At 65.4% G+C, this 12,629-nt stretch carries 11 protein-coding genes and 1 pseudogene; 2 read left to right on the top strand and 10 right to left on the bottom strand.

Features of this window, described 5'->3' with window-relative positions:
* Positions 1-280: 280 nt before the first annotated feature.
* A complete protein-coding gene (locus tag V2S85_RS15925) occupies positions 281-1,189 on the top strand; it encodes an SDR family oxidoreductase (RefSeq protein ID WP_330703828.1) in 909 nt (302 codons plus the stop codon).
* Positions 1,190-1,373: 184 nt separating this feature from the next.
* On the opposite strand, the gene V2S85_RS15920 is transcribed toward V2S85_RS15925, so the two are convergent.
* Complete coding sequence (locus tag V2S85_RS15920) at positions 1,374-1,541, bottom strand: WYL domain-containing protein (protein ID WP_330703827.1); 168 nt, start codon at positions 1,539-1,541, stop codon at positions 1,374-1,376.
* Positions 1,542-1,544: 3 nt separating this feature from the next.
* Between V2S85_RS15920 and V2S85_RS15915 the strand changes: the two are divergent.
* Positions 1,545-1,845 (top strand): annotated as a pseudogene (locus tag V2S85_RS15915) (DDE-type integrase/transposase/recombinase); the annotation flags it as partial.
* 189 nt (positions 1,846-2,034) lie between these two features.
* Here the strand turns inward: V2S85_RS15915 and V2S85_RS15910 are convergent.
* The 9 genes from V2S85_RS15910 to V2S85_RS15870 form a co-directional block, all read right to left on the bottom strand.
* Positions 2,035-2,418 (bottom strand): OsmC family protein, encoded by a 384-nt coding sequence (locus V2S85_RS15910; protein ID WP_330703826.1) that lies wholly within the window; start codon positions 2,416-2,418, stop codon positions 2,035-2,037.
* Positions 2,419-2,429: 11 nt separating this feature from the next.
* A complete protein-coding gene (locus V2S85_RS15905) occupies positions 2,430-3,341 on the bottom strand; it encodes a pirin family protein (protein WP_330703825.1) in 912 nt (303 codons plus the stop codon).
* A 146-nt stretch (positions 3,342-3,487) separates the two neighbouring features.
* Complete coding sequence (locus V2S85_RS15900; RefSeq protein WP_330703824.1) at positions 3,488-4,186, bottom strand: FadR/GntR family transcriptional regulator; 699 nt, start codon at positions 4,184-4,186, stop codon at positions 3,488-3,490.
* Positions 4,183-4,950, bottom strand: a complete 768-nt coding sequence (locus tag V2S85_RS15895) for an AraC family transcriptional regulator (protein ID WP_330703823.1) — start codon at positions 4,948-4,950, stop codon at positions 4,183-4,185. The genes V2S85_RS15900 and V2S85_RS15895 overlap by 4 nt, the downstream gene beginning before the upstream one ends.
* Before the next feature lie 74 nt (positions 4,951-5,024).
* Positions 5,025-6,326 carry an MFS transporter gene (locus tag V2S85_RS15890; RefSeq protein WP_330703822.1) on the bottom strand — a complete coding sequence of 434 codons (1,302 nt, stop codon included), beginning with the start codon at positions 6,324-6,326 and terminating at the stop codon, positions 5,025-5,027.
* A gap of 22 nt (positions 6,327-6,348) precedes the next feature.
* Positions 6,349-7,758 (bottom strand): FAD-binding oxidoreductase, encoded by a 1,410-nt coding sequence (locus V2S85_RS15885; RefSeq protein WP_330703821.1) that lies wholly within the window; start codon positions 7,756-7,758, stop codon positions 6,349-6,351.
* Between the two features lie 8 nt (positions 7,759-7,766).
* On the bottom strand, positions 7,767-9,923 hold the full coding sequence (locus V2S85_RS15880; RefSeq protein WP_330703820.1) for a TonB-dependent receptor: 2,157 nt from the start codon (positions 9,921-9,923) through the stop codon (positions 7,767-7,769).
* A gap of 234 nt (positions 9,924-10,157) precedes the next feature.
* Positions 10,158-10,919 carry an SDR family NAD(P)-dependent oxidoreductase gene (locus V2S85_RS15875; RefSeq protein ID WP_330703819.1) on the bottom strand — a complete coding sequence of 254 codons (762 nt, stop codon included), beginning with the start codon at positions 10,917-10,919 and terminating at the stop codon, positions 10,158-10,160.
* Positions 10,920-10,931: 12 nt separating this feature from the next.
* Positions 10,932-12,428 carry a carboxylesterase/lipase family protein gene (locus tag V2S85_RS15870; protein ID WP_330703818.1) on the bottom strand — a complete coding sequence of 499 codons (1,497 nt, stop codon included), beginning with the start codon at positions 12,426-12,428 and terminating at the stop codon, positions 10,932-10,934.
* Between the last annotated feature and the right edge of the window lie 201 nt (positions 12,429-12,629).

Here is a 12,629-nt window from a genome sequence, read left to right as displayed (position 1 = left end):
GCCGAGCATGCCCGCCATCCGACAGGCCATCATTGACCGAATATCAAGACCTCCGCCAGACCAATGCCCTCATTGCGGTGGGAGCCTATCAGTCACGCATTTCAAACTTCTGCCAAAGTAGTGCTAGTCGCGCGCGGCGGTCTCGAAGATAGGTGCCCAGCCGGTTGGAGGCATCATTGGCCATAAATGATCCTGTTGCAGCTTATACCATGATATAGTCACTACTTTAACAGGTTTGAAGCTGCGCTGATACAGTGCCTCCGCAATCAGGAGGTTTCTAATGCGCGTGTTTCTCACCGGAGCCACAGGCTTCATTGGCTCGCACATCATTCCAGAACTGCTCAACGCCGGACACGAAGTGCTTGGCCTCACCCGTTCTGAAGCCGGCGCCCGCCAACTCGAAGCGGCTGGCGCTGCGGTCCACTTCGGAGATCTGGATCGACCCGAAACCCTCGCCGGCGGGGCGGCGGCGGCTGACGCAGTAATCCATTGCGCGTTCGACCATAATTTCGAAAACTTCTTCGAGAACACCAAGAAGGACGAGCGCAATATCGCCGCGATCGGCGAAGCCTTGGAGGGGACGCGCAAGCCCATCCTGATCACCTCGGGCGTCGGTATCGGCACGCCGCTGAATGGCGGCCCTGCAACGGAAGACGTGCTCAATCCGCATCACCCCAATCCCCGCATCGCAACGGAGTTGGCCGGTGCGGCTCTGATCGCGCGGCGGATCGACGTGCGCACGATCCGGCTGCCGCAGGTCCATGATACGGTCAAGGTCGGGCTGATTACGCCTCTGATCGCCGAGGCTCGCCGGGCCGGAGCGGCAGCATACATTGGAGAGGGGCAGAGCCGCTGGGCAGCGGCGCACGTCAGCGACGTGGCTGCTCTCTATGTACTCGCTCTGGAAAAGGGTGAGCCTGGCGCGCGCTATAATGCGGCGGTGGAAGAAGGTGTAGCTGCGCGCGCCATCGCCGAGGCGATCGGAAAGGGCACCGGCTTGCCGGTCCGCTCAATCAATGCAGACGAGGTTGAGCATTATTTCGGCTGGATGGCGTCTTTCGCCGGGCTCGACATGATGGGGGCGAATGCCTGGACCCGCGAGCGGCTTGGATGGAACCCAACGGGCACCGATCTGCTCTCGGATCTTGCCGCCATGGATTACTCCGCGCCTTCTGCCGGGCCGCGGTGATCGGCGGCGTTCCCCCGATCAGGAGCGGAAGTTCAGCGGCGCGGATTTGAATGGATTTCTTGTAGCGAACTGCCGAAAAAGCGGAAGGTCTGCACCTGGGGAGCCGAATTTTGGCTCCGAACGGCCGGAAAGGGTCGACTGCAGAATGATGCCTGCGCGTCGCGACTAACGCCATTTTGAAGGCTCAACTTTTACCCTTGAGATTTCGCTTCATCTCCATATCCCGTTTCCAACGCTGGCGGAGTGTTCCCGGCCGACTGACGTAGAGTTCATCGACAAATCTGGCCGCCTTTATGCGATCAGCGGGAAAATGCCGGAAATCCTGACGCAACTCGCACCAGGCTGCGAGCATGTGGGTATCAAGGCGCAGAGTGACTACAAGCGTCGGCCGGCGAGCTATGACGGCAAGCCGTTCCTGGCGGTTGACAATACCCTGGATCGCTAGTTCGATGTGGCTGTGCCAGACCGGTCCTCAGTGACGGACATCACCTACATCCGCACTCTGAAGGGCTTTGCCTATCTGGCCGTCGTGATTGATTTCCATTCCGCCGCGTGATGGGTGGGTCGATGCAGAGCAGGCAGACCACCGATGCGGTGTTGCAAGCCCTGCACATGGCAGTATGGGGTGCAAGCCGAAGCAGCGGGTGCTGGCCTATGACACCTTTGCACGCCAAGCCGGGCTAGCGATATTCACTTCCAGCGGGCGCATCATTGCCGCCAATAGTTACAGAAGCACCGTCCGGGCACGGTTCAAATGCGTGATTCGGCGAGGGAAACCGGGCGTGTTCGTACAGACAGTTACATGTCTCCCCCGAAATACCCCTTCTGATCGGGCGTTCCCGTCATCAGGCCAGGCGGGTATCGATCGCCAGGCCTTGCTTGAGGGTGAGGGTGACCGGCGTGCGCTCGGCGATATCGGCGAGCCGCGCCTTCTGCTCGTCATCCAGCCCGGTGACGAAAAGCTTGCGCTCGATCCTGCGTTCCTCGGGCGATCCCGTCAGGTGCAGTTCGACGTCGAGCGCCTGCAGCGGCCAGCCCTTGCGCGCCGCGTACATCTTCAGGGTGATCGCGGTGCAGGCGCCAAGGCTCGCAAGGAGCAGGTCGTAAGGCGCCGGGCCGGAGCCCTGTCCGCCAAGCGCGGCCGGCTCGTCGGCAGTGATCGCGTGGCCCCCGGCGACGATCTGCGTACGCCAGGGGGTTTCACCGATATGGGCTTTCGCATGGGCCATGGTCGTTCTCCTCAGGCCGGCAGGGGGATGAATTCGTGTTCGTCCGGGACCGGGGCGAAGCGCTGGTTGCGCCAGTCTTCCTTGGCCTGCTCGATGCGATCGGCCGAGGACGAGACGAAGTTCCAGAAGATGTGCCGCTTCTCCGGCAGCGGCTCGCCGCCCAGCAGCATCAGGCGGGTCATGCCGCTGGCGCGCAGGACGATCTCGGCGCCCGGCTTGAAGATCACCAACTGACCTGCCGCGAAAGTGCCGGTCTGGCCCTCGACCTCGATCGCGCCGCCGACCACGTAGACGGCCCGTTCGATGTGCTCCGCCTTGACCCGGTAGCGAGCGCCGCCTTCCATCGCGATGTCGGCATAGACCATGTCCGACCATGTCCTGAGCGGCGAGGTCATGCCGTCCGAACTGCCCGCGATCAGCGTCAGGCGCGTTCCTGCATCCTCGGTCACGGGCATCTCGTGCGCCTTGTGGTGGGAGAAGGCGGGCGCGGTCTCCTCGGCTTCGCGGGGCAGCGCCACCCAGGTCTGCAGGCCGAACAGCTTGCCGCCGCGTGCGCGGTTCTCTTCGGAAGTGCGTTCGGAATGGACGATGCCGCTGCCGGCGGTCATCCAGTTCACTTCGCCGGGACGGATGGCCTGGAGAGAGCCAAGCGAGTCGCGGTGCAGGATCTCGCCCTCGATCAGGTACGTCACCGTCGACAGGCCGATGTGCGGATGAGGGCGAACGTCGAGGCCTTCGCCGCTGCGGAACACCGCCTCCCCCATTTGGTCGAAGAAGATGAAGGGGCCGACCATGCGGCGCTGCGCGCTGGGCAGGGCACGGCGCACCCGAAAGCCGTCGCCGAGATCGCGCACGGGCGGCAGGATCACCTGCTCGATACCTTCGATGTCGAGGGGAATGTCGGGATTGGAGTGGATCGTCATGGCATCCGGTCCTGGACTTGAGGGGGTTAGACATAAGGAGCATCGCTCTTGCACCCTCAGGTATCCCGAACCGATCATTCCAATAACTGGAGAAATATCCTACGATTTGTTCGATAATACCGAACGTCACGCCCTGACCCGATGTCTCATCTCAAGTGATCGCCGATGGAGGCATCGAAATGCGCCTCCATCGCCGCGGCCGCGTTCCCGCTGTCGCCGTCGGCGATCGCGCGGGCAATGCGTCGATGCAGCGACAGGATGCCGGCCTTTTCCTCCTGCGCATGCCGGGTTTCCCATGCCTTGGGGACCGCCACTTCCATCTGCGGCGCGAAAGAGCGCACGATCTGCGCGAACAGCACGTTGCCCGTCGCCGCCGCGAGCACTTGGTGGAAGGCGGTGTCGTGTGCGGTCACGCGGGCCATATCGCCCTGATCGCGCACCATGGCCTCGGCCAGCGCGAGGATCTGCTCCGCCTGCTCGGCGCTGCGCCGCTCGGCGGCGAGCGCGGCGATGCGCACTTCCAGCGTGCGCCTGACGTCCCAGACATCCGCCACGCTGATCTGCGAGGTGGTGACCGCATGCTCCAGCGAAGCCCCCATCACCGACCCGTCGATCGCGCCGACGCGGGCCCGGCGGCCGTTGCCAACGTCGAGCAGTCGCAGGGCCGCCAGCGCGCCGAACGCCTCGCGCATCACCGCGCGGCTGACACCGAGGCTGGTGGCGAACTGGCCTTCGCCCGGCAGGCTGTCGCCGACTTTCAGGTCATGGTCGCGGATGTGGTTGCGCACGGCCTGCACCGCGAGATCGACCAGAGAGCCGCCGATTTCGACGGGCCGCGTGCTCATGCCGCCAGCCTCCGGGCCCGGAACTGCGTGGGCGCCTCTCCGAAATGGCGGGCGAAGGCGCGGGTGAAGCTGGCATTGTTGAGATAGCCGCAGCGATAGCCGATCGACGAGACCGGCAGGTCGGTGGCCAGCAGCATCTGTCCCGCCTCGCTCAGCCGGTGGCCGGAAATCGCATCGGCCACGGTGCAGTCGAACATCTCGCGAAAGCCGCGCGTCAACTTGCCGCGATTGAGCCCCGAGGCGCGGGCGATCATGTCGAGCGTCAGCTTTTCCGACCAGCGCTCGTCGATCACCCGGCGCGCGGCGAGAAGACGCTGGGTGTCGGTGCTGGAGAGCATGCCTTCGGGGCTGACGGGGACCAGCGCATTGTCGCCATGGGCGCGGAGGAAATCGCAAAGCAGTTCGATGCTCTTCGCGAGGCGATAGGGCGTGCTGGCGGCATCCGGCAAGGCGCAGTCCCGAATGGCGAGCGCGATCGTGCGCAGCGCTGCAGGGACGTGGAACAGGCTGCCGTCGGCAAGGTCGAGCGACTGCCCGGCGATGCGTTCGCAAGCCTCGCGCGATACCAGCAGGATCAGCCGGGTCTGGAGATCGGCATCGAGCGCCTTGCCGCAAGGCCGGGAAAGATAGCGCACCGTGGCAGGTGCATTCGCGGTTCCGAAGCCGAACACCAGCCCGATCGCGCGCGGCGGCGGGGCGATGCGGCCGACTTTCCCGGCGCCCAGCAGGGTGAGCATTTCCGGTGAAACCTCAATGGCTGCCATGGTGCCTTGCATGTGTCCTGGCCTCTCTCCTGATAGTTTGATCCTACCTATCTGACAGGTTGTGTCAATAGCTATCAGATAGGTTCGCGGACCGCCGAGAGGGGAGCCCGCCGCATCGCCTGGCCGAAGGCGATCACCGAGATCATGCTGACGGCGACCCCGACGATCGCCAGCCCCTGCCCGAGATGGCGTTCGCCTCCCAGCAGTGTGCTTACCCCTGTGACCAGCGAGGGGGCGACGCCGAAGCCCACCAGTCCGGCAAGGGCGATGAACGCGCCGATGCACAGGCCGCGCAGTTCGTTGGGGATCAGCACCGTCAGGGCAACCGAGGTGACGAGCCCGGTGATCGTGCCACAGAACATCAAGGTGCCGATGGCGAATGCGAACAGCGGGACGCTGGGGGCGACCGGGAACAGCGCGGCCGGGACGCCGATGGCGGCGGCCACGACGGCGCCTGTCAGCAGCCCGCCGCGCCGGGCGCTGCGGTGTCCCATGTCCGCCGCGATGCCGCCGAGGATCGATCCCAGGAAGCCGGTCGCGAAGATCAGCGCGCCCATCCATCCGGCGAAGTCCTCGGGCGAGAGGCCATAACTGCGTGACAGCACCGGAGATGCCCAGATAGCCGCGGCAGCGTCGGCCATGACCACGCCGACCTGACCGAGGAACAGCGGGATCAGGAAGGCACGGCGAGCCCAGAGTTCCCCTGCGACGGCGCGAAAGGGGGCGTGAATGCCGGCCGCCACTTCATGCCGCTGCGGCTCTTGGAGCATCAGCAACGGCAGCGTCAGGCACAGACTGATCGCGGCAAGAAGGACGTGGGCGGTGCGCCATGCGGGCAGCGCCGTGAAACCGGGCAAAGTCGCATGGAGCATCAACCCGAACAGCCAGCCGGTCAGGGCGAAGGCACCGGCCTGCCCCAGACACTTGCCCAGCGTCACCACCAGCATCGCCCGTCCGCGCTGCTCGGGCGGGCACAAGTCTGCGGTCAGCGAGAGCGCGGCGGTCAGCGCGCCGGTGGTGCCGATGCCCGCCATCATCCGTGCCGCGAACAGCACGGGCATGCTCTGGGCCAGGGCCGTCAGCAGGGTACCGGCGGTCCAGACCAGGCTGAGCACGATGAGCAGGCGCACCCGGTTCCGGCGGTCGACGAGGATGCCGATCGGAATGGAAAACAGCACCAGCGGCACCGCCGCCGACACGCCCTGGATGATGCCGAGCATCGTGTCGCTCAGGCCCATTTCCGCCTTGGCGCCTTCCTGCACCATGCTGAACGAGCCCATCATCGTGAAGCCTGCGGCCATCGCGATAGCCAGGACCAGCAGCGCGGTGAGGCGGTTGTGGAAGGTGGGAGCGGGGCGCAGGGCGATGCTTGCCATCAGCATGGAACCTTTCAGCGGATCAGGCGGCAGGGGCGAAGATCTTGCCCGGGTTGAACAGATCGTGCGGGTCGATCGCCTTCTTGATGAGGCGCATTATTTCGACCGCGTCGCCCAGTTCCGCGACCAGCCAGTCCTGTTTGCCAAGGCCGATCCCGTGCTCTCCGGTACAGGTGCCGTCCATCGCCAGCGCACGCGTGACGAGGCGGTCGTTGATCGCCTCCACCTCGACCATTTCCTCTGGCACGCCGGGATCGATCGAGAAGACGACATGGAAGTTGCCGTCGCCGACGTGCCCCAGGATCGTGCCGGGAATGCTCGATTTCTCGATGTCCTGCTTGGTTTCGGTGATGCACTGCGCAAGGCGGCTGATCGGCACGCAGACGTCCGTCGCCCAGCCGACCGCGCCGGGGCGCAAGTTGACGGCGGCGTAGTAGGCCTCGTGCCGGGCCTTCCACAGTTTCGAGCGTTCTTCGGGCAGGTTCGACCAGCGGAACTGCCCGCCGCCGTTCATTCCGGCGATCTCCTCCACCGTTCGAACCTGCTCCTCCACATAAGTTTGCGACCCGTGGAACTCGAAGAAGAGCGTCGTCAACTCGGGATAGTCGAGCTTGGACCAGCGATTGACGGCGCGCATCTGCGTGTCGTCGAGAATTTCCACCCGTGCCAGCGGCACGCCGATCTGGATCGCCTGCACCACCGTATCGACCGCGCCTTCCAGCGTCTCGAAGCTGCAGACGGCGGACGATATCGCTTCCGGAATGCCGTGGAGACGCAAGGTCACTTCGGTGATGATGCCCAGCGTTCCCTCGCTGCCGATCATCAGGCGGGTGAGATCGTATCCGGCCGCCGACTTGCGCGCGCGGCGGCTGGTGCGGATGTCCTTGCCGTCGGGCGTCACCACCCGCAACGACAGGATCGCCTCGCGCATGGTGCCGTAGCGCACCGCGTTGGTGCCCGAGGCGCGGGTGGCCGCCATGCCGCCGATGGTGGCGTTGGCGCCCGGATCGATCGGGAAGAACAGGCCCATGTCGCGCAAGTGCTCGTTGAGCTGCTCGCGCCGCACGCCCGCCTGCACCGTGCAGTCGAAGTCCTCGGCATGGACTTCGAGGATCGCGTCCATCCGGCTGAGGTCCACCGTCACCCCGCCGCGCACGGGGATGGTGTTGCCCTCGATCGAGGTGCCCGCGCCGAAGGGAATGACGGGCACCTGCGCCGCGCCGCACAGCTTGACCAGCGACACCACTTCCTCGGTCGAGAGGGGGAAGACCACCGCATCGGGCAGGCTTGGCGTGAAGTGCGCCTCGCTGCTGCCGTGCTGCAGGCGGATCGCCTCGCCCATCTGCAGACGATCGCCGAACAGGCTGCGCAGCGCCATCAGGAAACCTTCGGGCAGGGGCTTGCGCGGCTGCGGGGTGTAGTGGGCTGACATGGTGTCCCTCAGAAACGGAAGCTGGCGCGCACGCCGTAGCGGCGCAGATCGCCGATGATGCCGAGGTCGGACGCGGGCAGCCCGGCAAGCGCCAGAGTCGTCTTCTCGATGTAGCTGTCGAAGTACTTCTTGTTGAACAGGTTGTTGCCGAACACCGCGAGTTCGACATTGCCCATGCGGTAGGTGATCGAACCGTTGGCGAGGACGTAGCTCTTGAGGATCGTCGGCGTCGTCTGGTTCAGGCTGGCGGCCGAGCGGCTGCCCTTCCCGTTGACGCTGGCGCTGAAGGTCAGGCTGTCCTGCCCGACCGGCACGACGTAATCGCTCGACAGGTTGAACATCCAGTCGGGCTGGAAGGTCAGACGGTCGGTCGCCAGGGTACGGCCGGTGACGGCGGTGTAAGGCGAACTGTCGGTCAGGCGCGCATGCATGTAAGTGGCGCCGCCCGAGAGGGTCCATTCCGGCACCGGCTTGAAAGTGGCCTCCACTTCGGCGCCGTAGCTTTCGACGTCGCCCGAGTTGAGATCGACGGTGACGAGCCCGCCGGTCGAAGCCGGAGCGATCGAGTTGAGGCCGATGTAGTTCTTGTAATCGGAATAGAACACATCGCCCGAGAGGGTGAAGCTGCGATCTGCCGAAGCGTACTTGGCGCCCACTTCGTAAGTCCAGGCGGAGTCGCCCTTGTAGACGCGCACCGGCGCCGTCACCGCGTTGAAGCCGCCGCCGCGATAGCCGCGCGCGACCGAGGCGTACGTCATGAACTCCTTGTTCCAGTGCCGCGTCACCGAAAGGCGCGGCTCGACCTGGTTGGACTTCAGGCCGACGCTGGTGGGCGTGCCGCCGTTGACGCGGCCGGTCGCGGAGCGGTCCTCGTGATCGTAGCGCAGGCCGAGCGCGACTTCCCAGTCCGGGTTCGGCTTCCAGAACGCGGTGCCGAAGGCGGCGTAGGTATCGGCCTTGGTCGAATTCTGCGCGCGGTTGTTGAGGCTGAGGCCGATCAGCGGGATGGCGATGTTGGTCAGCTGGTCGGAGCGGGTCGTCTCGCGGCTGTAGAACAGACCAAATAGCGTGGAGAACTGGTCGCTCAATTCGGTGTCGAAGCGCAGTTCCACGGTCTTGGTGCGCAGTGCATCGGTGCCGCCCTGCCGCACGGCGGGGATCGGCAGGGCAGGGTCGCTCGGGCCGAAATCGCCATCGGTGTCGGGCGCGCTGGTGTTGCGCAGATCGTAGGCGGCGAGCAGCGAGACCTTGGTGTTCAGCGCCTCGATCGGGCTTTCGATGCGGGCGTTGATGCCGCGGTACTTGTACGTGGTGGTGCCGAGGCTGTCGAACTGGTTGTCGCGCGAATAGTCGGTCGGGCCGGTGACGCGGGCATAGGGGACGTTGGCGCCCTTCACCCAGTCGTAGTAGCCGTTGACCACGATGGTCAGATCATCGGTGGGTGTGGCGTGGATGGTGGTGCTGACCGAATCGGTGTTCAGCTTGTTGGCCTTGCCGCCGATATTGGTGTTGTTGATGAAGCCGTCCTGCTGGCGGTGCGAGGCGCCGACACGGATCGCCAGCTTGTCGGTGACGATCGGGGCCGAGACGGAGCCGGACACCAGCCAGGCATTGTCCGGCCCGGCATAGCTGGCCTGACCGCGCGCCTCGAAGTCGTTGCCGGGCTGGCGGGTGATGACGTTGATGGCGCCGCCCAGCGTGTTCTTGCCGTAGAGGGTGCCCTGCGGCCCGCGCAGCACTTCGATGCGCTCCACGTCGAGCAGCGGGTTGTTGAGATAGGCGGTGTTGGGGCGATAGATGCCGTCCACGAACAGGCCGACACCCGGCTGGACAGACTGCACCAGCGTCACGCCGACGCCGCGGATCGACACGAAGGCACGGCCTGCCCCGTCGCTGCTGATGTTGAGGCCCGGCGTCAGCACCGCCGCCTCTCGCACCGAATTGATGTTGCGTTTGGCCAGTGCATCGCCGCTGACGGCGGTTACGGCGACGGGAACATCGAGCAGCGTCTCCGTTCGCTTGCGGGCGGTGACGACGATTTCAGGTGCGGTTTCGGCATTGGCAGATGGGGCGGCAGGCGAGACGCTTTGCGCCATCGCCGGGCCGGAAGCGGTAACTGCGGCCAGGAACGAAACACCGGCGAGCAGGCAGATCCGTGATTTCATAGTTCTCTCCCGACGCCGCTCTCTCGGGTACGTGCCCGGGGAGTCGGCGTTGCAACCTATATGACAGGTCTAACCTATCTGAAAGGTTAAGCGAGGGGATTCGGATATGCCGTTCGGCGCGTTGAATTGACCGATCGGATCATCATCCGACGTCATTGCGAGTGCAGCGAAGCAATCCAGAGCGGCTCAAGACTGCCCTGGACTGCTTCGCTGCGCTCGCAATGACGGATGGGATTACCAGCAGGTATAGCCGCCATCTGCCAGCACGATGCTGCCGGTCATCAGGCTCGCGGCATCGGAGGCGAGGAAGGCCACGACCGAGGCCACTTCCTCCGGCTCGCCCAGTCGCGCCATCGGGGTGGAATCGATCCAGCGGCGGTACATTGCGCCCTGCTTGTCGGCGAATTCGTTGAGCGGGGTGCGGATATAGGTGGGCGCGACCGCGTTCACCCGCACGCCCCGGTCGGCCCACTCGGCAGCAAGGCTGCGCGTCAACTGGTGCACCGCCGCTTTCGAGGCGTTGTAGTAGCTTTGTCCCTGCGGCCGATTGACGATGAAGCCGCTCATCGATCCCACGTTGACGATGCTGCCGCGCCCCGCCTCCAGCATGTGCCGCCCAAAGGCGCGCGCGCACCAGAAGGTGCCGTTGAGGTTGACGTCGATGACGTTCAGCCAGTGCTCGTCTGCCACCGTCTCGGCGGCGGTTTCGCTGCGGGCGATGCCAGCGTTGTTGACGAGGATGTCGATGGCACCGAGCCGGTCGGCCACTGCGGTTACACGAGCGGAATCGGTAACGTCCATCACCGCGCCCTCGCAGGAATGGCCCTTGTCCGCCATCGCCGCGCGGGCGGTGGCGATCGCCGCTTCGGAAAGATCGGCGATGACGACCTGCGCCCCCATTTCCGCCAGCGCTTCCACGCAGGCCAGGCCGATGCCGCTGGCCCCGCCGGTGACGAGCGCACGGCGACCATCCAGCTTCAGTCGTTCGAGATACATGGGTGTGCTCCGTCAGGGAAGGAAGGGCGCGATCGGGAAGGGGGCCTCCTCGATCGCCTCGCCGCGCGCCAGTTGGTAGACATGGCGCTGCTCGCGGGTGAACTCGGGCCAGGGCAGGGTGCCGTCGCGGGCGAAATCCACCCAGATGCGGTGGACCCGGTCGGCCAGTTCCTGCGGCGGCGCTTCGCCGCACAGCCCTTCGGGACCGGTCACGGCGGCCAGCGTGTCGAACACGAAAGGCAGCTCCATCGCATGCGCCGCGCCCAAGCCACCGGAGCCGGACTTGGCGAATAGGGGCGAGCGCCACTCGAATTCGTACATATGCGTGCGGCCGCGATGCTCCTCGGCAAAGCGGCGCGCAGGCCAGCGGAATACGAGGTCGTGCGCCGCATCGGTGAAGGCATGGCCTGGCTTCACCCCCTTCCTGCCCATGCCGTAAGCCTTGAGCAGCTTGCGCGCACGCGGATGGACGCGGTGGAACACGTAGGTCGCCAGAAGTCGCCCGATCGTCTCGCGCACACCGGTGGGAATGAAGTAGAGGTTCATCTCCTGCGCATTGGTGCCGATCAGCAGGTCGATTTCCGCCCCGGCGCCCGCCTGCAACGCATCGAGCGGCTTCAGCGGTAGCACGTCGTCGCCATGCACGGGAACGAAGCGGCTGATACCGAAAACCGGCTCGTGCCCTTCGGCATCGCGCAAATCGAGCCGGGTCTTGGGCAGGCTGACCGTCTCGACCGCATCGAGCAGGCGCTCGCTCGGCTCCACGCTGCGGAAACCGGCTTCGTCGGGCGTGATCTTCAGCAGCTTCGCCAGCTTGCGCACCAGCCGCTGGGCGACGCCGATGTCGCGGGTCATGCGGCCATGCCCGCTCTGTACGATCGCGCGGCGGAACAGTCCCTTGGCGAGCGGCGAGGTGATGAGGTCGGCGATCGCCATGGCCCCGGCGGATTCGCCGAACACGGTGACATTGGCCGGATCGCCGCCGAACGCGGCGGCATTGCCGCGCACCCATTCGAGCGCGGCGATCATGTCACGCAGGCCCAGGTTGGTGGGGACGCCCGGGATCGGCAGGAAGCCGTCGACACCCATGCGATAATTGATGGCGATGCATACCACGCCGTCCCGCGCAAAGGCGCTGCCGTCCTGCACCGGCGCGTCCTTGCTGCCGACGACGAAACCGCCGCCGTGGATGAACACCATCACGGGCAGGGCGCCCCGATGCTCCGCAGGGGTCCAGACATTGAGCGCAAGGTAGTCGTCGCCCGGCTGCCATCCGCTGCCGATGAGCGCCGCGACGTCGAGCCCGGGCATGCCCTTGACGCGCTGCGGGGCATTGGCTCCAGGCTCATGGGCATCGCGCGCACCCTGCCACGGCAGCGGCGACCGTGGCAGCGCGAAGCGCAGCGACCCTGCAGGCGCCGCCGCATAAGGCACGCCGAAGAACGAAGCGACGCCGGCCTTTACGCGCCCGCGCACTCTTCCGGCGGTTGTCTCGACTTCCACTTCCACGGTTCTCTCCACATGCTCGGCGAAACGCAGCGTACAGCGCGGGCGCGGTGATTGCAGCCGGGTACGACTATGCCGAACGGGCCAATCTATTGGCCGCAGAGAAGTGCAGCGGCGGTATCGGGCCGAAATGTCCGCAAAAGCGTCATGCATATTTGGATTGAACAATTGGCATGCAAATACTCTTGACGAATCTGCACGTAC

This window comes from Novosphingobium resinovorum (genome assembly GCF_036352595.1).
In the GTDB taxonomy this organism is placed as follows: domain Bacteria; phylum Pseudomonadota; class Alphaproteobacteria; order Sphingomonadales; family Sphingomonadaceae; genus Novosphingobium; species Novosphingobium resinovorum_B.
Note: the sequence above shows the minus strand (reverse complement) of the source record. Positions and strands in the feature narration are given on the sequence as shown.

Coding starts and splice junctions, on each gene's coding strand:
- V2S85_RS15895 (WP_330703823.1), bottom strand. CDS start 4,950: ATGGCAGCCATTGAGGTTTCACCGGAAATGCTCACCCTGCTGGGCGCC.
- V2S85_RS15890 (WP_330703822.1), bottom strand. CDS start 6,326: ATGGCAAGCATCGCCCTGCGCCCCGCTCCCACCTTCCACAACCGCCTC.
- V2S85_RS15880 (WP_330703820.1), bottom strand. CDS start 9,923: ATGAAATCACGGATCTGCCTGCTCGCCGGTGTTTCGTTCCTGGCCGCA.
- V2S85_RS15920 (WP_330703827.1), bottom strand. CDS start 1,541: ATGCTCGCAGCCTGGTGCGAGTTGCGTCAGGATTTCCGGCATTTTCCC.
- V2S85_RS15905 (WP_330703825.1), bottom strand. CDS start 3,341: ATGACGATCCACTCCAATCCCGACATTCCCCTCGACATCGAAGGTATC.
- V2S85_RS15875 (WP_330703819.1), bottom strand. CDS start 10,919: ATGTATCTCGAACGACTGAAGCTGGATGGTCGCCGTGCGCTCGTCACC.
- V2S85_RS15925 (WP_330703828.1), top strand. CDS start 281: ATGCGCGTGTTTCTCACCGGAGCCACAGGCTTCATTGGCTCGCACATC.
- V2S85_RS15910 (WP_330703826.1), bottom strand. CDS start 2,418: ATGGCCCATGCGAAAGCCCATATCGGTGAAACCCCCTGGCGTACGCAG.
- V2S85_RS15885 (WP_330703821.1), bottom strand. CDS start 7,758: ATGTCAGCCCACTACACCCCGCAGCCGCGCAAGCCCCTGCCCGAAGGT.
- V2S85_RS15900 (WP_330703824.1), bottom strand. CDS start 4,186: ATGAGCACGCGGCCCGTCGAAATCGGCGGCTCTCTGGTCGATCTCGCG.